The organism is Edaphobacter sp. 4G125 (assembly GCF_014274685.1).
Classification (GTDB): domain Bacteria; phylum Acidobacteriota; class Terriglobia; order Terriglobales; family Acidobacteriaceae; genus Edaphobacter.
The window spans coordinates 1,414,580-1,436,264 of sequence record NZ_CP060393.1; the positions used below are offsets into that span (position 1 = coordinate 1,414,580).

Annotated in this window: 19 protein-coding genes; 15 read left to right on the plus strand and 4 right to left on the minus strand. The window is 55.3% G+C overall.

Features of this window, described 5'->3' with window-relative positions; translation table 11 throughout:
• Position 1: 1 nt before the first annotated feature.
• Positions 2-886, plus strand: a complete 885-nt coding sequence (locus H7846_RS05835) for a magnesium transporter CorA family protein (RefSeq protein ID WP_186695556.1) — start codon at positions 2-4, stop codon at positions 884-886.
• Here the strand turns inward: H7846_RS05835 and H7846_RS05840 are convergent, their stop codons facing one another.
• The 3 genes from H7846_RS05840 to H7846_RS05850 are packed head-to-tail and all read right to left on the minus strand — an operon-like array spanning position 887 to position 3,063.
• Positions 887-1,807, minus strand: a complete 921-nt coding sequence (locus H7846_RS05840) for a bestrophin family protein (RefSeq protein ID WP_255460872.1) — start codon at positions 1,805-1,807, stop codon at positions 887-889.
• The gene (locus H7846_RS05845) at positions 1,804-2,454 is read right to left on the minus strand and encodes a carbonic anhydrase (RefSeq protein ID WP_186695557.1); all 651 of its coding nucleotides are present in this window, start codon (positions 2,452-2,454) and stop codon (positions 1,804-1,806) included. The genes H7846_RS05840 and H7846_RS05845 overlap by 4 nt, the downstream gene beginning before the upstream one ends.
• A 36-nt stretch (positions 2,455-2,490) precedes the next feature.
• A complete protein-coding gene (locus H7846_RS05850; RefSeq protein ID WP_186695558.1) occupies positions 2,491-3,063 on the minus strand; it encodes a thioredoxin family protein in 573 nt (190 codons plus the stop codon).
• Between the two features lie 52 nt (positions 3,064-3,115).
• Between H7846_RS05850 and H7846_RS05855 the strand changes: the two genes are divergently transcribed.
• The 11 genes from H7846_RS05855 to H7846_RS05905 all read left to right on the plus strand — a co-directional run bounded on the left by H7846_RS05855 (position 3,116) and on the right by H7846_RS05905 (position 18,689).
• The gene (locus H7846_RS05855; RefSeq protein WP_186695559.1) at positions 3,116-3,403 is read left to right on the plus strand and encodes a Dabb family protein; all 288 of its coding nucleotides are present in this window, start codon (positions 3,116-3,118) and stop codon (positions 3,401-3,403) included.
• A gap of 18 nt (positions 3,404-3,421) precedes the next feature.
• Positions 3,422-3,922, plus strand: a complete 501-nt coding sequence (locus tag H7846_RS05860) for an HNH endonuclease (RefSeq protein ID WP_186695560.1) — start codon at positions 3,422-3,424, stop codon at positions 3,920-3,922.
• A 114-nt stretch (positions 3,923-4,036) separates the two neighbouring features.
• Positions 4,037-7,285, plus strand: coding sequence for a TspO/MBR family protein (locus H7846_RS05865; protein WP_186695561.1), 3,249 nt, complete (start codon positions 4,037-4,039; stop codon positions 7,283-7,285).
• Between the two features lie 663 nt (positions 7,286-7,948).
• Positions 7,949-11,251, plus strand: coding sequence for a vitamin B12-dependent ribonucleotide reductase (locus tag H7846_RS05870; RefSeq protein WP_186695562.1), 3,303 nt, complete (start codon positions 7,949-7,951; stop codon positions 11,249-11,251).
• A gap of 268 nt (positions 11,252-11,519) precedes the next feature.
• Positions 11,520-13,067, plus strand: a complete 1,548-nt coding sequence (locus H7846_RS05875) for an anti-phage dCTP deaminase (RefSeq protein WP_186695563.1) — start codon at positions 11,520-11,522, stop codon at positions 13,065-13,067.
• Between the two features lie 289 nt (positions 13,068-13,356).
• Entirely contained in the window at positions 13,357-13,773 is a 417-nt protein-coding gene (locus H7846_RS05880) for a biopolymer transporter ExbD (protein ID WP_186695564.1), read from the plus strand.
• Between the two features lie 119 nt (positions 13,774-13,892).
• Positions 13,893-14,333 (plus strand): REP-associated tyrosine transposase, encoded by a 441-nt coding sequence (locus H7846_RS05885; RefSeq protein WP_186695565.1) that lies wholly within the window; start codon positions 13,893-13,895, stop codon positions 14,331-14,333.
• Between the two features lie 152 nt (positions 14,334-14,485).
• Positions 14,486-14,923, plus strand: coding sequence for a hypothetical protein (locus tag H7846_RS05890; protein ID WP_186695566.1), 438 nt, complete (start codon positions 14,486-14,488; stop codon positions 14,921-14,923).
• Positions 14,924-15,014: 91 nt separating this feature from the next.
• Positions 15,015-15,740 (plus strand): hypothetical protein, encoded by a 726-nt coding sequence (locus H7846_RS05895; protein ID WP_186695567.1) that lies wholly within the window; start codon positions 15,015-15,017, stop codon positions 15,738-15,740.
• A 265-nt stretch (positions 15,741-16,005) separates the two neighbouring features.
• On the plus strand, positions 16,006-17,484 hold the full coding sequence (locus H7846_RS05900) for a sulfatase-like hydrolase/transferase (protein WP_186695568.1): 1,479 nt from the start codon (positions 16,006-16,008) through the stop codon (positions 17,482-17,484).
• 377 nt (positions 17,485-17,861) lie between these two features.
• Positions 17,862-18,689 (plus strand): phytanoyl-CoA dioxygenase family protein, encoded by an 828-nt coding sequence (locus H7846_RS05905; RefSeq protein ID WP_186695569.1) that lies wholly within the window; start codon positions 17,862-17,864, stop codon positions 18,687-18,689.
• 140 nt (positions 18,690-18,829) lie between these two features.
• Here H7846_RS05905 and H7846_RS05910 read toward each other — a convergent pair whose 3' ends face one another.
• Entirely contained in the window at positions 18,830-19,504 is a 675-nt protein-coding gene (locus tag H7846_RS05910) for an adenine nucleotide alpha hydrolase (protein WP_186695570.1), read from the minus strand.
• A gap of 90 nt (positions 19,505-19,594) precedes the next feature.
• Here H7846_RS05910 and H7846_RS05915 point away from each other — a divergent pair, with 90 nt between their 5' ends.
• The 3 genes from H7846_RS05915 to H7846_RS05925 all read left to right on the plus strand — a co-directional run bounded on the left by H7846_RS05915 (position 19,595) and on the right by H7846_RS05925 (position 21,683).
• A complete protein-coding gene (locus H7846_RS05915; protein WP_186695571.1) occupies positions 19,595-20,329 on the plus strand; it encodes an MgtC/SapB family protein in 735 nt (244 codons plus the stop codon).
• A 414-nt stretch (positions 20,330-20,743) separates the two neighbouring features.
• Positions 20,744-21,055: a YXWGXW repeat-containing protein gene (locus H7846_RS05920; protein WP_186695572.1), complete on the plus strand. Its 312-nt coding sequence runs from the start codon at positions 20,744-20,746 to the stop codon at positions 21,053-21,055.
• Positions 21,056-21,101: 46 nt separating this feature from the next.
• A complete protein-coding gene (locus H7846_RS05925) occupies positions 21,102-21,683 on the plus strand; it encodes a KdsC family phosphatase (RefSeq protein ID WP_186695573.1) in 582 nt (193 codons plus the stop codon).
• Positions 21,684-21,685 lie beyond the last annotated feature (2 nt).

Below are 21,685 nucleotides of genomic sequence, written 5' to 3' on the forward strand. Positions count from 1 at the left end.
CATGCCGTGGTATCAGCTCGATGATCCTCACGATCCAAAACTTGATGAGCTTGCGCAGAAGTACGGCCTGCACCCTCTACACATCGAAGACGTGCGCAGCGCAGATGAGAGCGTTAAGGTCGACTCCGGGGCGAACTATACCTTCGCTGTGCTGAAGCCGGTCTATCTCCGGCCTGATCCCGATTCCCCTACTGAACAGATGCCGACCTTCACCACCATCGACATCTTCGCGGGCAAAGACTTTTTGATTACCATCGTCGATCCCGTTTGTCCCGCGACGACAGAGGCTCTGGAACGCGCTCGTCGCGATGGAGATGATGAGCACCCTGCCCGGCTGCTCTATCTGATCCTCGATACGATCGTCGATCGTTACTTTCCTGCGATCGATCACTTCGACGACCGTATTGACGAACTGGAAGATGCGGTTTTTGATTCACCCTCTCCCCAGATCCTTAGTCAGGTTTTTGCCATTAAGCGCGAGTTGATAGACCTGCGGCGTGTGCTGGTGAATACGCGGGATGCCTGCCTGCATCTGCAACGCGATTCCACCACCATCATCGATACTGAGCATCAGCTTTACGTGCGCGATACCTATGACCACGTCGCTCGCCTGCTGGACTCCGTAGAAACGCAGCGCGACCTGCTCAACAACACGCTGGATATTTATCTCTCTTCCGTCGCCAATCGCACCAACGAGGTGATGAAGGTGCTTACTGTGTTAGGCACCATCGCACTCCCTGCGCTTGCGATTTCGAGCATCTACGGCATGAACCTCAAAGGGCTGCCCTTTGAGGAATCTCCTCATGGAGCGCTCATCGTCGGTCTTCTCGCACTTGCCTGCACAGGGCTGCTGCTTTATCTTCTTCGTCGTATGCGCTGGTTCTAGCTACCAGAGAATATCGTTGACCGGAACTGTAGGAGAAGAAAGCTGAGTCTCTCCAAGCATCTGCCGCAGATTGATCTCGATGACCCGGCAAATCGAGGTCAAGGGGATATCGTTAATCGTATTGTCGAAGGGAGCTTCAAGATCGCGGCCGATCTTATCCAGTGCAAGAAAGATGAAGCCGACCAGTGCGGATCCTAGAGGAGTGAACCATCCCATGCTTGCTCCCATGGCGAGCGGAAGCAGAATACAGAAGATCTGTACGCAAAGCTGGGGGAGATAGTCATATTGGCGGGGCATGGGAGTGTTCTTGATGCGCTCGGCACCTCCCTGTGCATCGACCAGATCATTCAGTGTTTCGTCCAGTGCTCGCCACTGCATCGCGTCGATCCATCCGCGATCGAGCAGGTCGTTTAGAGCAGTGCTCTGCCACTGCTGAATTGCTACAGGAACGTTTTTCTCACCACGCAGCCTGGCAATTTCTTCTGGAGAAAGAAAGTCTTCAATCTCATTCCACGGCTCAAGCTTCCGCAGATGCTGGCGCAGAGCATGGGTCCAGGCGATCTGGTAATAGACCATCTTCTGTTGTATCGCCTCAATCTCGCCGGGGTGGGCATTCGTCGGTCTTCGAATCGTCGTGGTGATCTGACGCGCCCAGCTTCGCGAGTTGTTGACGATTGTCCCCCACAGCGTTCGCGCTTCCCACCACCGCGCATAGGATGTCGTATTACGAAACGCAACAAGAATGCTGATTACCGAACCCAACAGAGAGACCGGAATCATATTCAGGGCAGCCCAATGCAAATATCCTGCCTTGTATGCTGCGACGATTCCAATGTCGTAAATCAGCAATACCACCAGAGGCCAGCCGATATATCTCACAGTGAGCAGCATGAGCCGCCGGCGACGAAGAGGAGAGATCATCCTTTATGCTTCTCCTGGCCGATCGAGTGAAATCCCCGTTCGCCATTTTCAGCAATACGAACATCGCCGGCGCCGATGTCATAGACCCATCCTGACAAGGTCAGCTCCTGGCGTGCCATCGCGCCAGCAACAGAAGGGTGTGTTCTGAGGTGCTGGATCTGCAGAAGAACATTTTCTTCCGTCAGGCGCTTCAGTCGCTCGCTTGGCTTCTCATCCTTAGGTGCGAGCGAATCCGCTACGCTCATGGCTGCATCCGCGTTTCGCATCCAGTTCTTCACGCTTGGTAAGGTCTCGAGGCTCGCCGGATCCAATAATGCTTTCATCGCGCCGCAGTCACTATGTCCACAAACCGCAATGTGGTTCACCTTAAGCGCAGCGACGGCGTATTCAATCACGGCGCTGACGCCGCCCATCATCTCGCCGTAAGCAGGAATAAGGTTGCCAATATTGCGCATGACAAAGAGCTCGCCGGGGCCGGACTGCGTAATCAACTCAGGATCAATCCGTGAATCCGCACAGGTAATAATCAGCGCTGCCGGCTTTTGCGGCTCGCTTTCCGCCTTGCGATAGGTCTCAGTTTGTTCGGGATAGACCTCGGCCTGAAACTGTCGAATCCCTTTCTTCAGCTTCTCAAGAACCTTATCCATTTGCTGCCTCCGCTAATTTCCAGATCGTTCCCTTGGTTATTGCTTCCACTTGATATTGCATCCAACAGCAAACCTTTGATTCGGATCCGGTCTTTTGTCTGCGATTACGGCATCAATTGCGGCTCTCAGATCCTTACCTGTGACCGGAATATCATTGCCGAAGTCTCCGCGTCGCGGCCTGCTGTCATCGAGTTGTCCACGATAGACAAGCTTCATCTCACCGTCAAAGAGAAACAGATCTGGCGTACAGGCAGCATCGTACTCGCGGGCGACCTCCTGGGTCTCGTCATAAAGATATGGGAAGCGAAAGCCCAGCCGTTCCGCCTGCTTCTTCATCTCCTCCGGGGAATCCTCGGGATACGCTGTGACATCATTCGATGAGATAGCCACAATCCCAATCTTCCCTTCGTAATCTTTACCGATACGCGCCAGCCCTTCTTCCACATGCTTTACGTAAGGGCAATGGACGCAGATAAACATCACAAGCAGTCCCTTGCGCTCTGCGGCAACATCGTCGCGCCCGACGGCCTTACCCGTAACTACATCGGTCAATTCGAATGGCGGAGCCACCGTGCCCAGCTCGACCATCGTCGATTGCGTTCTCGCCATAACTCCTCCAGGTGCTCGAACTATTCTAAGCGGTTCGGATTAAACTCAGCTCATGGTCATTCACACCTTCCTCTTTCGCTGGAAGCCCAATGTCACCTCCAGTCAGAAACAACGCGTTCTCGAAGAGATCCAGGCGCTTCAGAGACAGATTCCTGGCCTGCTCGAGGTCTATGTCGGGCACAATTTCTCTCCTCGTTCGCAGGGGTATGCGTTTGGTGGTGTCATGAAGTTCGCTGATCGTACTACTTTCGATGCCTACAACGATCATCCTGCGCACCAGAAGCTCTTAAGCTGGCTGATGCCTCTGATCGAGCCGGTTGAAGTCGACTTCGAAATTTAATCCGATACTTCACGCAGCATGATTCCTTCTCGCACACTTCCCGGAGGCCGCACCCGCCGCAGCGATCTTCCTGTTGGCCCCAGCGGTCTTCCACTTTGTCGCTGGTGCGAGCTTGAGATCGTTGCGAAACGCCGTCGGACCTTCTGCAGCGACTATTGCGTACACCAGTGGCGCCTGCGTACTGATCCCGGATATCTTCGCGATCAGGTCTTCGCTCGCGATCGTGGCCATTGCGCCACCTGCGGAATCGACACTATGGCCGCCTACGCTGCACTCAAGCGCGCACGAGGAGTGGCGCGCGAGGCCGGGCTTCGCCTCTATGGCATGAAGACCATCTCAAGTCGTCGCAGCCTTTGGGACGCCGACCATATCGTTCCGGTCGCAGAAGGAGGAGGCCAGTGCGACCTCGACAACCTTCGTACGCTCTGCCTGCTATGTCATCGCGAAGCGACGGCACAATTGAGGGTCCGGCTTCAACAGAAGAAGAGCAAGGTAACGAACTCGTCTCCCGCCGATTAAAAAGATCGTGACTTGTCTACGGTCCGCTCTGTTATCGTTGCTTCCACCCCTGGGTCTTAAATTCAAAATGCACGTATGCTGCTGTGCGTGTGATCGCACATGGCAGGAGGCTTCATGGCATCATCTCCGGAATCCCCATTTGATCCGGTCTTTCAAGAAGCGGAGTTGCGCGATGGTGCTGCCAAAGCCTACTGTGACCGGCTCGCGCAACAGATCAAGGTGCATCACACGGCTCTTGCTCCCCATACGGCCAAGAGCGCATTCGCGCAGTCCTGGGCAGAGGCCTTCCCCCATGCCGTTCCTGAACTGGAATCGGCAGCCCAGGAACATATTGCGACACTCCTCCACACCACGCCACGAGCACAGGCGCGCATGGCGACGCTCATCGAATATCCACCCGCCAAATGGCTCCTCGAGCAGGAACTTGCGGCGAAAGGTCACTGGCCTCCCGTCGATCCCGCCAAAGACGCTTATGCCGTAGCCGATCAGCTCGGTCTCGCCGGCATTTGTTTCTCCGGCGGAGGAATCCGCAGCGCAACTTTCAATCTCGGCATCCTGCAGGGTCTTGCTGCCGCTGGCCGTCTCAAATCCTTCGACTATCTCTCCACTGTCTCCGGCGGAGGGTACATCCACCAGTTCCTCGCCTCCTGGATCGCCTGCGAGAACATCGAGAAGGTTCAGCAGCAGTTGCAGCCGCTTCCCGGACCTCCCGCTACGCGTGACTTTTGGCCCGAGCCTCTGCGCTGGCTGCGCCGCTACTCCAACTACCTCACGCCGCGAACCGGCTTGTTTACTGCCGATACCTGGGTTGCCTTCGCGATCTGGGCGCGCAATACCTTCCTCAATCAGATCGTCCTGATCTCGTCGATTCTGCTCGTGCTTCTGTTGCCCCACTTCTATCTCAGCTCGCGCGGGCGAGTAGCTCACTTTCTCCTCGATCATGGAATCGTAACGGCGGCGATCGTCTTCGGAGGTTTTCTCTTCGCCTCCTGTGTCATCTTTTTTACCCAGCTCAAACATCCGTCGTCCGATCACTGCCATCCCGTCGAAGAGGCCGGCTTTGGCCAGGGCGGGGTGCTTGGACTGGTCTTCGCTCCCATCCTGCTCTCCATACTCGTCTTGTGTCCGTATCTCTACCGCTCCTCCTTCTGGGCGGGGAACCGGCTTCCTGAAACCACGCCTCATTCCACGTCGGAGGTTCGTCACTGGAACCGTGTGCATCGCGTGATCGGCACAGTTGCCTGGCCAGAGAACACCGGCATCGTCCCCCCCAGCACTCGTGTCTACATCAGCCATCTCCATCGGCTGGCCCAGAGAGAAGCCAAACCCACTCAAAACCCGGCTGCCACGAAGCCTTCGATCCCACCCCCTGGCGAGCCGGATGCGATGGCGAATATCCATGCCTGGCAGTCCGCCTATTCCTTCCACTGGTGGAGACCCTTTACCGGATTCGATGAAGACACCTCTACTTCCTGGGTCTTTACCGCCCTGCTCGCTGGAATCGCTCTTCTGGTTTTCTCAGCAATGCGCGCCATTCCGAAAAATTGGCGAAGGCTCATCGTCCTTCTCGGTATGGCTGGCGCCGTGGGATGCGGCTACGTCCTCATCCATCTCTCCCGGCTGGCCATCTTCATCGTCTCGTTCTTTCTGCCCCTTGAGCATGTCACGCGCACCGCGATTCCGCTGCTGCCATGGCTTGGCTTGACCATCGTTTTCGTCTCCATCGAGATTGCAGGCGGTCTCGTCGGCAACCTCGTCGATGGTTCAGTCCGGGAGTGGTTCGCCCGTCTGCGCGCCTGGAGCTTTCTCTTCGGCATCGTCTGGTTCGCCGTCACTGCCAGTTCGCTGTTAGGAGCAGGCCTCGTCTCCTGGCTCTTCCATGTCGCTCACGCCGGAAAATCTCTCAGTATTGGCTGGATCGGGACCACGCTGTTCAGCGTCATTGCAGGCAAAAGTTCCTTGATCAGCGGTACATCGAAAGAGGAAAACTCAAAATCCTCCAGGCTGCTGAACGCTCTGGTCCTGATCGGTCCACCCGTCTTTATCGTAGGTCTCGTTCTTGCGCTCTCCTGGGTCACGGAAAAGGCGCTCGCCACCATCCAGTCGCAGATCGGAAACTCTATCCTTCCCCACAGTGACTTTCTGTTCCTGCTCGCTCTTCTTGCGGCGACGGCGCTGCTCTTCGGCTGGCGCATCGATATCAATGAGTTCTCTCTTCATGCTTTCTACCGCGATCGCATCGCCCGCTGCTACGCGGGGGCGAGCAATCCCGACCGGCGGCCCAATCGCTTTACCGGCTTTGCCGCCAGCGATAAGCGCCTTCGCCTGATCGACCTTCTTCCTTCGCGCTTCAACCATGAAAGCCAGAAGGACCTCTGGGCCAACGACTGCGGACCGGATGCGTGCTCAACAGAACCCCAGCCGCCCACCTACCAGGGGCCGTTCCCCATCTTCTGTACCACCCTCAATCTCTCCTTCGGGCAGGACCTCGCCTACCAGGAGCGCAAGGGCGCTTGCTTTGCTTTTACACCGCTCTACTGTGGGTATGACGTTGGCTGGACCGAGGCTGATACCAATCGCGTGCAGTTCAACGGATATACGCCCACACGCAGCTTCGCCTATGACGACGGCGGTCCGCACATGGCCACGGCTGTGGCAACTTCAGGCGCTGCCATGAGCCCCAACTGGGGATTTCATACCAGCCCCACGATGGCCTTTCTCCTAACCATCTTCAACGTCCGGCTGGGCCTCTGGATTCGCAACCCCCGACATAAGCGCTTTCGCCTGCGCGGCCGGTACAGCAATCCCTCTTCGCCTTGGTTTGGGCTCTTCTATCTGCTGGCCGAGCTCTTCGGAATGGTCAACGACGAGGCCGCCTTCGTCTACCTCACTGACGGAGGGCACTTCGAGAACATGGGACTCTATGAACTCGTCCGCCGCCATTGCGCCACCATTGTCATCTGCGATGCGGAGCAGGACGGAGATCTCACCTTCCAGGGAATCGGTATGGCCATCCGCAAGTGCCGTATCGATCATGGCGCCGAAATCTCTCTGGATCTAACGCAACTCGAGCCTGCCGGGACCCCTCCAGCCAGCCCCTACTGCTGCATCCCCGGAACGATCCGATACTCCAACGGCACCGTCGGCCAGGTCCTCTACATCAAGTCGGTGTTTACACGCGATCTTCCCGCCGACCTGGTCAACTTCCGTCGGGAGAATCCAACCTTCCCCAACACCAGCACTGTCGACCAGTGGTTCAGCGAGTCTCAGTTCGAAAGCTACCGCCGCCTCGGACAGCAGTACGCTAGCTCCGATCGCGTCCATACCTGGCTCGACCGTTACCTCCCGGAACGTCCGGTATAAGAAACTTCCGCGACCTGAATTGACGATAGGTCTGCTAAACCTTGGACGCCGTTTAGAAAGTGTCATCCTGAGCGAAATTTGGCGCGCAGGAGCGCGACCTAAACGGAGTCGAAGAGCCTGCCTTGGAAGGGATCTGTGTTCGTTCTTATTCGTCATTCTGAGCGTGGCGAAGAATCTTTGTACCAAGAAGCTGCTCGGAATCGGCACTAACCTCTATCTGCAACAAAAGTGTTAGACTCTCCGGCTGTTTTTGCGCTCGCTCCCCCTTCCTCATCTACGCTTGTTATCGAGCGATTCCACGACTTCCACAGCAGAATCACCGATTTCCACGCCCCTCGGTGATTTACCCTCTTGTAAAGAGCGGTATTCCCGCAGACAACACAAGATGTTGTGCTTTATACTTGACATACCCTATAGGCGGCGTTACTTTCACGACTGCAAGTAAAACGTGAGATCTCGTTGAGGCCACGCCAAATGAGTTCCGCCTGACTTCAGCCCGTTGCTTCTAAGGTTTGCGCCAGTTCGTTGACGCGCCATCGTCCCAACGCCCTGAAGCCCCCAAAAGACCCGCCTCGCCTCATTTTATGAGCCCGAGGCCAAGCACAAACCGGAGACGACAGTCGCTCCGGGCATCCAATTTAAAAGAAGGAGCCAGCTCCCCCAATGGCAACGATCTCGAAGAAGACGACCCCTGCTGCCGCCGTAGAACAAACCACGACACCCACTTCCACTGCTGCCACGAAACGAGCCCCCGGCCTCGCCTTTTCGCGTCACTTCACGCGCGCCGGAGTTTCGCCCTTCGATGAGGTCACCTGGGAGCTGCGCGATGCCGTTATTCAGGACTTCAAGGGTCGCACCATCTTCGAGCAGAAGAACGTTGAGGTTCCCTCCGACTGGTCGATGACCGCGACAAACATCGTCGCCTCCAAGTATCTCCATGGCCAGCTTGGAACTCCCGAGCGCGAGACTGGCGTGCGCCAGCTCGTCACACGCGTCGCCGAGTCCATTCGCGATTGGGGCCTCGAGGGCGGTTACTTCGCCTCTGCCGAGGACGCGACTGTCTTCTTCGACGAGCTTAGCCATCTGCTTTTAAACCAGAAGGTCGCCTTCAATTCGCCTGTGTGGTTCAACGTCGGCTGCGATCGTCTCGAGCCCAACTCCGACGCACAGAACTGGCACTGGAACCCACACACCTGCGCGATCGAGTTTTCCGTCACCGGCTACAAGAAGCCGCAGTGCTCTGCCTGCTTTATCAATTCGGTGAATGACTCGCTCGACTCCATCCTCACCCTGGCCAAGACCGAGGGCATGCTCTTCAAGTGGGGATCGGGCACTGGCTCCAACCTCTCCAGCATCCGCGGTTCCATGGAGACTCTCTCTGGGGGCGGAGTCGCCAGCGGTCCGCTCTCCTTCATGCGCGGCTTCGACGCCTTCGCCGGCGTCATCAAGTCCGGCGGCAAGACTCGTCGTGCCGCCAAGATGGTCATCCTCAACGTCGACCATCCCGACATCATCGACTTCATCGAGTGCAAACAGAAGGAAGAGGCCAAGGCCTACACGCTCGTTCAGGCGGGCTATGATGGCTCCGGTCCTGACTCCGAGGCCTACAGTTCCATCTTCTTCCAGAACGCCAACAACTCCGTCCGCGTAACCGACGAGTTCATGCAGGCCGTCGAGGCAGATGCCACCTTCTCCACCCGCACCGTCAAAGGCCGTACGCCCGTGCAGGAGTACCGCGCCCGCGACATCATGAACAAGATCGCCGAGGCCACCTGGCAGTGCGGTGATCCCGGAATGCAGTACGACACCACGATCAATCGCTGGCACACCAGCAAAAATACTGGCCGCATCAACGCGTCCAATCCCTGCTCCGAGTACATGTTCCTCGACGACTCGGCTTGCAACCTTGCATCCTTCAATCTCCTGAAGTTCCTCACTCCGGGAGGCCAGTTCGATATCGTCGCTTATCGCAAGGCAATCGGCATCGTCACCACGGCGATGGAAATCATCGTCGACTCTGCCGGTTACCCCACTGAATCCATCGCGAAGAACTCGCACGACTACCGCCCGCTCGGCCTCGGCTACGCCAATCTCGGCGCGTTGCTGATGGCCTTCGGTCTGCCTTACGATTCCGACGCCGGACGCGACTTCGCCGCCACCGTCACCTCCATCCTCTGCGGCGACGCCTACTGGCAGTCTTCGCGCATCGCCGAAGTTTGCCCGCCGCTCGGAGCGGCCACGCCGCTCACCCAGCAGGCCGGAAAGAACACCAGCGAGAACTGGGACGGTTCCACCGGAGCCTGCCCTGGCTTCTACGTCAATCGTGAGCCTTTCCTTGACGTCATCCGCATGCACCGCGCCGAGGTCAACAACATCGGCAAGTCGAAGTCTTCGGCTGAGCCTTTTGTCGCGCCGCAGCTTCAGGAGCTCATCGACGCCAGCCGCGACGCCTGGGACGGCGCACTTTCCCACGGCGAAAAGTTCGGCTACCGCAACTCGCAGGTCACCGTGCTCGCACCCACCGGAACCATTGGCTTCATGATGGACTGCGACACCACCGGCATCGAGCCCGACCTCGCCCTCGTCAAGTACAAGAAGCTCGTCGGCGGCGGCATGATCAAGATCGTCAACAACACCGTTCCCTCCGCGCTCTTCAAGCTCGGCTACACCAACGCTGAGGTCGATGCCATCGTCAGCTTCATCGACGCCACCGGCACCATCGAAGGCGCTCCGCACGTCAAGCCCGAGCACCTCGCCGTCTTCGACTGCTCCTTCAAGGCCGCCAAGGGAACCCGCTCCATCCACTACATGGGCCACATCAAGATGATGTCGGCCACCCAGCCCTTCCTCTCCGGAGCCATCTCGAAGACCGTCAACCTTCCTCACGACGCCACCGTCGACGAGATTGCCGAAGCCTACATTGAATCCTGGCGTCAGGGCCTCAAGGCCGTCGCTATCTATCGTGACGGATCCAAAGGCTCGCAGCCGCTCAACGTCTCTGCCGATGACAAGAAGTCGGAGAAGAAGACCGAGGCCGTCGCCAGCGAAAGCACTGCTGTTCTCGCCGCCGCTGAAGCCAGGCTCAACGCCCAGGCACACCAGATCGCCGAGCTCGAGCTTCAGATCAAGACCATCACCGAGGCGGCCAACCGCAACTCCGACGCCATCGACGCGCAGGCCCCGCCTCGCGCCGTTCGCAACCGCCTGCCCGCCGAGCGCGCCAGCGTAACCCACAAGTTCGGCCTCTCCGGACACGAGGGCTACATCACCGTCGGCCTCTATCCCAACGGCCAGCCCGGCGAAATCTTCATCCGCATGGCCAAAGAAGGCTCCACCGTCTCCGGACTCATGGACTCCTTCGCCACCGCCGTCTCGCTCGCGCTGCAACACGGCGTGCCTCTCAAGGTGCTCTGCGAGAAGTTCGCGCACACTCGCTTCGAGCCCTCCGGCTGGACCGGCAACGAGCAGATCGGCTACGCCAAGTCGATCATGGACTACATCTTCCGCTGGCTGCAGATCCGCTTCCTCTCCGGCCAGCAGCTCTCACTCTTCGCCGGACTCGCACCGCAAGCGGCAGTCCCGGTCGAAGGAACGGTCAATGCACCCGGCAACCACGTCATCCCCTCGCTGAGTGCCAGTGTGGATGAAGGTGTCATTCCGAGCGAGCGTAGCGAGTCGAGGAATCCCCGCATTCCTTCGGAAGCGCCGAGCTTCTACGCCCCCGAAAACACCTACACCACCACACCACCCCAGCAGGGAATCGCCCCCGATCCAACTAGTCCCTCGGCCCTGGGCTCTAGTCCCTTATCCATGGAGGACCGCGGAATCTATCACGCAGCCAATGCGCTCAAGTCCATGGTCGACATGGGCGACGCCCCAAGCTGCGCCACCTGCGGAGCCATCATGACCCGCAACGGCTCCTGCTACCGCTGCATGGAGTGCGGAAGCACCAGCGGCTGCAGCTAGTACCTGATTTTCTCAGGTCGACACTTCGAAGAAAGGAGGCGAGTAGCTTGGCAGGAACGAATAAAACACATACCGGGTATCGCGACTCCGGCAATGGTCAGTTTATTAGTAAGACCAGCTTTGAACGTCGTAACCCGAGCACAGTTGAAAAAATCCGGATTCCTAATCCAGGACACGGAAATAGTAAATAAGTCGATTCCTAAAAGAGCCCCGGTAAGGGGCTCTTATAGCGTAGGAAAAGCTTTGAACGTTTGGTATTGGAGGCGGTGTGAGCAATCAAACCCATTCATCTCCGGAAGACAGCGAGATAGTTGTTGGATTGGTCTGTGCTGTTGGTGTGAATTACAAACAGTGCGTACATGTCATAGAAGCTGAATTCAGAAAGATGGGGTATGTACCGCGGCTGGTTCATTTGAGTGGCCTGATGGATACTTTGGCTCAGCAATTTGAGCTTGAACCAATAAAGAGCGGATTGTCTGAACTTGAACGCATTCGTGCAAGAATGAATATGGGGAACGCTCTCCGTGAAAAAACAAAGAAGAACGATCTGATCGCATTGTCGGCGATACAACAGATTAATAGTTTGCGCGAGAACAATGGCCCGGCATTGGGAACAGTCAATATTTTGGCAACACTCAAGCGCCCTGAAGAAGTGAGAGCTCTCCGACGAGTTTATGGGGCTGGTTTTTTTCTAATAGGTCTTCACGACAGTGAAGCTGGTCGAATAAATTACTTAGTCGACAATCAAGGAATTGATAAAGTATCTGCAAAACGCTTAATGGACGATGATCAAGACGATCACAAGTCGGCAGGTCAACTAACTCGTGAAACTTACTATCTGTCGGATGTATTCGTAAGTCTGGAAAGAAAGCGTTATAAAGAGCAGATTTCGCGGTTTGTGGAATTGTTGTTTTCGCATCCCTATCACACACCAACCCGCGATGAATATGCCATGTTTATGGCGTTTGCTGCATCGCTGAAATCTGCTCAGCTAGGTCGCCAAGTAGGAGCGTCAATTGTCTCAGAAGTGGGCGACGTGGTCGCATTGGGTTGCAACGATGTCCCTAGACCCGGTGGCGGTCAATACTGGTGCGAAGACTCAGATGATAAGAGAGATCATGTCTTGCGCAGGGACACGAACGATGTTCAAAAAAAGCTTATTCTCAGAGACCTTCTTTCGAGATTTGGTTGTGATGGACAGACTGATGGGGAGATTGAGGAAAAGGCAAAAGGTTCGCTGCTCGCAGATATTACAGAATTTGGACGTGCGATGCATGCGGAAATGGATGCGCTAATGTCATGTGTGCGCAATGGGATTACCGCGAGAAATGGAATCCTATATACAACGACCTTTCCCTGCCATAATTGCGCTAGACACATATTAGGGGCTGGCATCAGCCGAGTTGTCTATATTGAACCATATGCCAAGAGCGCTGCCCTAGATTTACACTTTGATGGCATCACAGTTGATAAGTTTAACGACAATAAAAAGAAATCAACAGCTGGAAGTCGAGGTAAGATTCCATTTGAGTCGTTCGTAGGCGTTGGTCCAAGACGATACAGCGATTTGTTCATCATGAACCCTAGTTATGGGTTGGGCATCAAACGTAAACGTGACGGAAAAACAATACCGTGGCCAAAGGATGGCAAGAAACCGAGATTGCCAATGCACGTCACTTCATATCTTCAACGTGAACAACTGTCAGTTGACGAAATGAAAGTGCTAACCGCCGAAGGGAGACGGCGAAATGGCGACAAAAGCGCAAACAGCAGAATTTCAAAAGTTCCAGCGGCATCTAGAGCGAAACGCTCGTGATTTAGAAACTTGGCCGAACTGGATGCGTGACGCTGGGCGAGCGTCGATGGGACTTAAAGCAGATCGGTCGTCTAAAACCGATAAATTTGTAAATAGCGAACGCCCTATTCCCTCTGTTAAAAAAGTTTCTAAGTAAGGTCGTGCTCTCCAAGATAGATGGTCACATCTAACTTCACAATTGGGTGGGGTGAGTGCCTACATTTGTCCCATCCTTGTCGTGGAGCGAAGCTCGAACTCTGGAACCTCCATCTCATCTACGGTGTCCAAGCAAACATGGAGGACTCACCTCATGTCTAGCAGGAAACTCCGCACCGAAATCAACGTCACCCCGCTCATCGACATCCTTCTTGTACTGCTGATCATCTTCATGGTCATCCAGCCAGTCGCGGTTCGCGGTCTCGACGCGCTTCTTCCTCAACCTCCTAAATCTCCCGATCACTCGGATCAGTCGCAGGCAATCGTGGTTCAGCTCCTCGGCGATAGAGAACATGGCGTCACCTACAAGATCAACGAGACTCTCTTAGGCAAACGCGAAGTCGAACAGAAGCTCACCGAGATCTTCGCCACCCGAAGAGACAAAGCGATGTTCATCAAAGGCGATGCCGACCTGGACTTCTCACAAATCGCCGAAGTCATCGACTACGGTCATCAGGCCGGTGTGGACAACATCGGAATCATCACTCCACGAACCACCAATCCCCAATAAATCCGGGGTGCGTTCGAGCTGATGCTCGAACGCCTTGTTAAGGGCACGGCTTCAGCCGTGCCGCAACAGTCACTAGAGAAAAGCGGCTTTAGCCGCTGAGGTACGTTTACAATCGCCGCATGGCGATCCCGAGCCGCACCGCCAAGCCCGGCACCTACTTCATCACGACAGCTACTCACAATCGTCGAAGACTCTTCCAGGTCGAGAGCAATGCCGAACTCCTTCTCGAAACCATCGACCACTACCGTGCCAGCTATCTGCTGCATGCCTATGTCGTCATGCCTGACCACGTCCACTTGCTTATCACTCCGACTGACATCACAATCGAGCGAACCATGCAGCTCATCAAAGGTGGTTTCTCCCACGGCATGTCCTCGAAGCTTCCTGTCTGGCAGCGAGGCTTCACCGACCATCGCATTCGCGACGTAGACGACTATGTCATTCGCTTGAACTATCTTCATCAAAATCCAGTCGAAGCCCGCCTGAGCGACACACCCGAAACCTACCCTTTCTCTTCCGCTAATCCGAAGCTTCGTCTCGACGAGTACCTCAGCGGCTAAAGCCGCTCTCCTGTGCACAAGGCATCGGCACGGCTAAAGCCGTGCCCTTAACAAGTCTGTGCATCAAAGTGATGCATACAAGCTCGTTAGAGTGTGTTCTCGAAACCTTCCCAGAACCCCGCTGACGCATCTAATCAGAAGGAGGGCTATCCGTGCGCTACCCATCTTCCACTCAAACCATCTCGCTCCTTACCTTAGCCTTTGCCATCTACAGCCTGAGCGCCTCCGCCCAGAACACCCAGACTCCACCGGCCTCCTCCCAACCTGCCAATCAAACTCAGACCCAAACCCGCAGCCCTGGCGGAGACGTCGGCAGTGGAGCCGGTGATGTCGGCAAGGGCACTGCCAAGGGAGCAGGAGCCGCAGCCAAGGGTGTCGGCAAAGGCGCTGGCGATCTTGTCACCCTCCATCCTATCGACGCTGCCGGTGACGTTGGCAAGGGAGCAGTCGGCGCCGGAAAAGACGTCGGCGTCGGAGCTGCGAAGGGGACCGGAAAAATCGCCAAGGGTACAGGTCGCGGTATCGGCAAAGCCTTCCACCACGGCCATCACAATGAGACGACCTCGTCCTCATCCAACCCACAAAACTAAAGTCGCCAATTGCGCACTTGCCCCTCTATCTCGCGCAGATTAATCTAACTCCGGTTCTATTGTTTCCATCTTGCGGTACGGAGAGCGATTGATGCGTCGTCCTGTCTTTGTATTCCTCAGCCTTGTTCTTCTCACCGTGTCGTGCGCCTTCGCGCAGCAGCAACTTACCAACGTCTACGTTACGGGCGACAATAACGGCTTCAGCGCCGCAGGTGCGAACGACTCCGCAATCGATCTCAAGAAATCCCTGACCAACAAGAAGACCCTGCGCGTTGTCGACTCCCCGGCAGAGGCCGACATCATCGTTCGCATCGACTCCCGCGATTCGCACAAAGAGGTGGATGGTTACACCACGAATACCAATCGAAGCGACGACGGTCGATCCTCTACTCGAACCACCACCACGAATGACAAGACCGTCCGGAATCTCCACGCTACGCTTATGGCTGGCACCTTCACCCAGGCTCTCACCGCTCAAAGCGAGATGAGCTGGCGCTTCGCCGCCGACAACATCGCCGGACAAGTCGAACGCTGGACCCGCGAAAACTATTCCAAGCTGATGGCTCGCCGTGCCTCAGGAGGAAACATCGCTCCTCTTCCTTCATCGTCCGATCAGACTTCCGCACCGCCTCCGTCTCCCGATTCATCTGACCAGACTGACGAGTCCACGATCCACCCCGGCATGACCCCCGACCAGGTCACCAAGGCCCTCGGGGAGCCACAGAAGAAGGTGAACTTCGGAACGAAGTCCCTCTGGACCTACAAAGGTATGCAGGTCGTCTTCGAGGGTGGAAAAGTTACCGATGTAAAGTTCTAGCCTCTCCAAAACCTGTCAAGCCCCAAACCTGCATAACTCCATGAATTCAGAAGAGAACCACGTTGCGAATTTACCCCTCTCGTCTCGCTACAATTAAAGGAGATAAAGGAGACGCAGGAATCGCCGTTTCGAAAACCTAAGATATTCGCAAACTGTAGTCCGGACCTATGTCTTTATTTTGGAATACTTTGCGCGAAAAGTGACGGGGTGGGGTGTCCGGTAGCAGTACGATAGAACGGAACCCAAAGAAACGAGTACCTGCACCATGAATCGAAGAAAGTTTATTGGACTCAGCTCGACGGCTGCCCTTGCTGCTGTGCAACCGCGTTCGGCCCATTCGCTTCCACCCGCCTCCGCCGATCAGCGCCCCAACTTCCTCTTCATCATCGCGGACGACATGATGTTCCGCACCATCAACTCCATTAACAACCCTGAGGTCCATACTCCGAACCTCGACAAGCTGGTCCATTCTGGCTGCCACTTCACCCACTGCTTCCATCAGGGAGGATGGTCCGGCGCAGTTTGCGTTCCCAGCCGCACCATGCTGAATACGGGACTCTCAACCTTCCGCGCCCACCGCAGCGACTCTGACAATCAGGCAGTCGCCACTCCGGTCTGGGGCCAAACCCTGCGTGAAGCCGGTTACGACACCTATATCGCCGGCAAGTGGCACCTCGATGCTGTCTCACTCCAGCGATCCTTCAGCGAGATGGGCCCCGTGGCCCCCGGTTATCTTCCCTCGACACCGGACATGTATAACCGCCCTGCGCCCGGCAACAACTGGAGCCCAACAAACCAATCCCTCCTGGGGCACTGGTTGAAAAAAGGAATTTGGCTCAATCATCGCGGTGACGAAACGATCCAGCACTCGAGCGAGCTATACGCCGACGCAGCCATCGAGCACCTGACCAAAGCCGTGCCCAAGAAGACGAATCCCTTCTTCATGTATATCGGCTTCAACGCTCCTCATGATCCGCGCCAGGCCCCGCAGGAATATCTCGACATGTATCCCGTCGAGAAGATCGCCGTTCCTCCGAACTTCTTGCCGGAACATCCCTTCGATCAAGGCGAACACAAGACCCGAGACGAACTGCTGGCTCCGTTCCCGCGCACCGAATACGACATTCGTGTCCATCGCCGCGAGTATTACGCGATTATCACGCACATGGATGCGCAGATTGGCCGCATTCTCGATGCACTGAATGCATCCGGTAAAGCCAAGAACACCTACGTCATCGTCACTGCGGATCACGGACTCGCCGTTGGCGAACACGGCTTGATGGGGAAGCAGAACCAGTACGAGTGCTCAATGCGAATGCCGTTCATTATGGTCGGGCCCACGATCAAAGCCGGCAAGCGCGTGGACGAGATGGTCTATCAGCACTCGATGTACGCCACGACCTGCGATCTAGCAGGAGTAGAGATTCCGAAGCACGTTGAGTTTCCTTCGCTGAAGCCGATACTCCACTCCGACAATCCCCAGCCCATCAACGATGCGATGTACGGCCGGTTGACCGACCTGCAACGTTCTATCCGGACCAAGCAGCATAAGCTGATTTTCTATCCTCGCCTCAATCGCTATCAGGTCTTCGACCTTGAGAAAGACCCATGGGAGATGCACGATCTCGTCGACGACTCCTCCTATGCCGGGGTGAAGCAAGACCTAATCCAAAAGCTCAAAGAAAAACAAAAGGAATTAGGAGATCCGTTGGACATCGACCATCCTTCCAAGTCCACTGCATAATGCCTCCTCTGGAGGAGGCAAACAGACACGTAAGCGACGAAGTGCCCATTCATGCGATGAAGTCGCATGAATGGGCACTTTCGCTTAAAGAACGAAGGTGGTTTTCCTTTCGACTAACTTTGAAAGTGCAACTCTTTGCGCCTTGTGGATAATTTTAAATAACCTCTAAATCACTCTGGCTCAACACTTCCACTTCAAGCTAAGATCGTTGCATTTCTCGATAAGGAGATTTGTCGATGCCTGTGAACGTGAACCGGCTTCTTCGACATGGAGCAAGTCTGCCTGCGCTTCTCGCTTTTCATTCTCTAAACCTGCCGTCAATAGAGAAGCGGCTTTTTCGTTCCCATATTCGAGCCAAAGAAACTCATCAACCCAGATTGCCTGAGCTTTCTCTGGTAGAGCGCAGAATCGTTCTCGAATTGAAGAACGAAGGGGTATCCGTTACCTCTCTTGCAGAGCTAGCTATCGATGGAACAACAGAGATGGTGATTGCCGGTACCGAGATCTCTCGTGCGCTCTCCACGCTTGCAAAACGCCCGGATCATTTCAGCGGCCGGAAGGCGGTCAGCGCGGATATCGCGAGTACAGCCAGCTATCGGGCCATCTTTAACTGGGGACTTAACCTGTCTTTGTTGCGCATCGTAGAAGGATATCTTGATCTTCCTCCTGCCTATGATGGTCCTAAAGTCGCCTATACTCCCGCAGATGGCCGTCAAGCGGGAACCCGTCTATGGCATCGTGACCGTGAAGACCGCCGCATGTTGAAGGCTGCGATCTATCTGACGGATGTTCCTGAGAGTGGAGGGCCACTTCAGTGTCTTAAGAGCCAGATCTTCGATGGGCCGATCGATCGCGAATTCAGTTATCCCGTATTGAGCCATGAAGAACTGGAACAGAAGCTCAAGCGCAAAATTGCGGAAGAAGACATCACCTCATGCACAGGGCCCGCAGGAACCATCGTTTTTATGGATACTGCTCGTCTTTTCCATCGCGGAAAACCAGCTGTCTCTGTTGATCGTCGTGCGATCTTTCACAGTTACTTTTCTCGGAATCCCAGGCATCCTTTCTTTTGCGAAAGGTCTGATCTCTCTCGGGGCGAACTCGAGCAGTTTGCGGCAGGAATGTCTCCCATACAGCGGGATGCAGTCTTATGGCGAAATTATCTACCCAGTCTCGCCAGGATTGTTCCTGCTAGCGTTACATAAAGAGAACAACGAAGTTCTCCGTTTCGATGATGGTTTGCGCGAACCACGGAATGCTCTTTTAAGTGGTCATGCCCGCAAAGGTGAAGTATTAGTTCGTGGAGATGTAGGTAAAAGGAGGGTGCGAGTATTTTGTAAATCTGCTACTTTGCCACGATCTCCGCATAGCAAAACCCATTTCTCTCGATCCGTTTTTCGGCGGCTACAGGAATCGGTTGTTTAAACATTGGCCCTGCATATGCGAAGGTATGAAACTCTCCGTTTTCTCCGCATGGATCAACCCCGACCGGTAGCTCCTTTACCAGCTCTGCATTCCAATCCCTTCCCGCAAAGTTTGCAGGAACTCGTTTCGGGTCGACACAGGTCAACCGCGCCCTTAGGCCAGCTGACATCATCTCCTGTGTCAGTTGGTCCGTTGGAACTCTCCATAACGGAAATATTGGCTTTAATCCTGTCCCTTTGAGTTTATTCTCGCGGTACGCTCGAATCTCCTCCAGAAAGAGATCCCCGAATGCAATTCCGGAAAAACCCTCCTGGATTGCCTGCTTACACACAATTCCCATCCGTCCCTCGTACTCCTCGTTCGAGCAGGGGAAAGGGAGCGGCACCTTCCATAAAGGTAGTCCTGTCGCTTCTGATTGGCGTTCCAGCAAATCTTCGTGGAATCCATGGATGGCTACTCGCCTGAAGCGCTCATTTATTGTCGTCAGCAGCCCCGCAACCTCATACTCATTCTGAAATAGACGGGCCTGCCGCAACACATGCAGCGCCCATGCTGAATCCTTTCCTCCGCTCCAGCTCAAAAGAATCTTCTTCATCTTTGTTTAATCGCTCTCCGCCAAAGTTATCCCTTTGTAAGAGGACTGGATATGATTCGCTATTCTAAGCAGGAGTTATAGCTTCGAACGATGACCAATCCCTGGCTTCATTGGTGGACCGACTCCGTGCCTTTGCTCGATCAATCGAGCTTTCCACGGCTTTTGTTGGCGTTGATTCTCGGAGCCTGCATTGGGGCTGAACGGCAATGGCGGCAACGCGCTGCCGGACTTCGGACCAACACTCTTGTCTGCTTCGGAGCCGCAGCCTTTGTCGACCTTGGCCTGACCGTTGCTCCTGGAACCACACAGGTTATTGCCTACGTTGTCTCGGGTGTAGGCTTCCTCGGTGCCGGCGCCATCATGAAGGACGGTGGAAGTATCCGCGGTTTGAATACCGCAGCTACATTATGGTGTTCTGCCGCTGTTGGGGCCTGCGCTGGCGCTGGTGAGATGCTCGATGCTGTCTTTGTGACGGTACTCCTGATCGGGATCAACTCCGTCCTCCGTCCACTCTCTCGCTATATCGACCAGCGTTCTCTCGCGATGATGGATACGCAGGCGCTATACCGTCTCCGTCTATTTTGCGAAAGTGACTCTCAAGTCGACGCCGAGTATCAGGTAACCCGCGCGATCGCCTCCCGCCTGCTCGTCCTGCGCGAGATCCGCGTCGAAAAGGTGGAGGAGACAGATACCTCGGTAATTCAGGCCATTCTGGAATCGCCTGCCCATGACAAAACCGATTTATCTGCCATTGCCGAGGATCTGCGGAGCTTCTCCTGGACCCGTTCTGTCGAATGGATGGAAACCAGCGCAGAAACCGAGTAAAATTATTGTTTCCAATGAATTACTGAGAAAGTCTTGAAAAAGAAGATTACGTGCGTAATTATGTTTTGGAAACTTTAGTTCTGCCATCTTTTCATCCAATTTAGGCCTCTTCATGTCAGCTGAATCTTCAGCAATAGCGCAATCTGAAACCTCGGCTTCGAACGTCACACAGGCATCCCGTTCCAAGCCACTTTCTCCAGTTGTCTGCAAACGCTGTGGGAATTACCACACGGTGCGCGCATTCCGAAAGACATTCTGGCAAAAGGTGGTTTGGGTCCGTTTTGGGTACTATCCATGGAAATGCCTTGATTGCTCAAATCGCTTTCTTTTTAAAAATCGAGGTCACTTCTAAACCAGGCTCCATTGACGCATCACATTCTTTGGATCCGGGTTTTATCCCGGTGGAGACGAAAGATGGTCAATAGACTCCTTCTGACTGCCGGCTGCGTCTTGCTATTTCTCCTGGCATCTGCTCAGGCCCAGGCTCCTCCTCCGTCATATCCTCGTATAGCTCCTCCACCTCCTCCGCGCGAGGCTATCCCACCTGTTCCTCCGACTCATCCTATGTGGGTCTGGCGCGGAGGCCATTATCGCTGGTACAGCGGCCGCTACGTCTGGGTGCCTGGAGCATATATCCGCCCACCACGCCCGGGTTATCGCTGGTATCCCGGACGCTGGCGTGAGACTCCTCGCGGCTGGGTCTGGGTCGAAGGTCGCTGGCATTGAACTACGGCGCAGTAAGGCCTTCGCTCCATCGCTATATGATCAAGAGATGATAGCTGAAGCCCGCGCAGAGAAAATCAAAGTTCTCATCTTCGACGTCGATGGTGTTTTGACCGATGGACAGATCTTCGTAATTCCCGGTTCCGATGGAAAGGGAATTGAGTCCAAGGGATTCGCTGCCCATGATGGTTTAGGAATCTCCCTGGCACGTCTTGGAGGGCTGCGTGTTGGAATCATCACCAAGCGCAACTCGCAGACAGTTGCTATTCGTGCCCGTGATCTGAAGCTCGAGTTTGTCTACCAGGGCCAGGCGCACAAGATGAATGCCATCCGCGAGATTCTCGAGAAGACCGGTTATACCATCAACGAAGTTGCCTATGTTGGAGATGACATCATCGACCTTCCCGTGATGCGCCAGTGTGGGCTCGCAATTGCTACAGCCAATGCCCGGCAACAGGTGAAGGATGTGGCGCATTACATCACTCCAAACCTCGGAGGCTTTGGGGCCGGTCGCGATGCCATCGACTTTATCCTTTCGGCTCAGGGAACGCTGAAACAGGTCATCGAGCAGTACCTTGATGAGGAAAATCCGGCAGCTGGAGTTGCCGACGTCGGCGTGGGAAATATGTAGTG

Coding starts and splice junctions, on each gene's coding strand:
- H7846_RS05835 (WP_186695556.1), top strand. CDS start 2: ATGCCGTGGTATCAGCTCGATGATCCTCACGATCCAAAACTTGATGAG.
- H7846_RS05910 (WP_186695570.1), bottom strand. CDS start 19,504: ATGAAGAAGATTCTTTTGAGCTGGAGCGGAGGAAAGGATTCAGCATGG.
- H7846_RS05845 (WP_186695557.1), bottom strand. CDS start 2,454: ATGGATAAGGTTCTTGAGAAGCTGAAGAAAGGGATTCGACAGTTTCAG.
- H7846_RS05850 (WP_186695558.1), bottom strand. CDS start 3,063: ATGGCGAGAACGCAATCGACGATGGTCGAGCTGGGCACGGTGGCTCCG.
- H7846_RS05915 (WP_186695571.1), top strand. CDS start 19,595: ATGACCAATCCCTGGCTTCATTGGTGGACCGACTCCGTGCCTTTGCTC.
- H7846_RS05885 (WP_186695565.1), top strand. CDS start 13,893: ATGGCGATCCCGAGCCGCACCGCCAAGCCCGGCACCTACTTCATCACG.
- H7846_RS05925 (WP_186695573.1), top strand. CDS start 21,102: ATGATAGCTGAAGCCCGCGCAGAGAAAATCAAAGTTCTCATCTTCGAC.
- H7846_RS05920 (WP_186695572.1), top strand. CDS start 20,744: ATGGTCAATAGACTCCTTCTGACTGCCGGCTGCGTCTTGCTATTTCTC.
- H7846_RS05855 (WP_186695559.1), top strand. CDS start 3,116: ATGGTCATTCACACCTTCCTCTTTCGCTGGAAGCCCAATGTCACCTCC.
- H7846_RS05840 (WP_255460872.1), bottom strand. CDS start 1,807: ATGATCTCTCCTCTTCGTCGCCGGCGGCTCATGCTGCTCACTGTGAGA.
- H7846_RS05895 (WP_186695567.1), top strand. CDS start 15,015: ATGCGTCGTCCTGTCTTTGTATTCCTCAGCCTTGTTCTTCTCACCGTG.
- H7846_RS05870 (WP_186695562.1), top strand. CDS start 7,949: ATGGCAACGATCTCGAAGAAGACGACCCCTGCTGCCGCCGTAGAACAA.
- H7846_RS05860 (WP_186695560.1), top strand. CDS start 3,422: ATGATTCCTTCTCGCACACTTCCCGGAGGCCGCACCCGCCGCAGCGAT.
- H7846_RS05880 (WP_186695564.1), top strand. CDS start 13,357: ATGTCTAGCAGGAAACTCCGCACCGAAATCAACGTCACCCCGCTCATC.
- H7846_RS05900 (WP_186695568.1), top strand. CDS start 16,006: ATGAATCGAAGAAAGTTTATTGGACTCAGCTCGACGGCTGCCCTTGCT.
- H7846_RS05865 (WP_186695561.1), top strand. CDS start 4,037: ATGGCATCATCTCCGGAATCCCCATTTGATCCGGTCTTTCAAGAAGCG.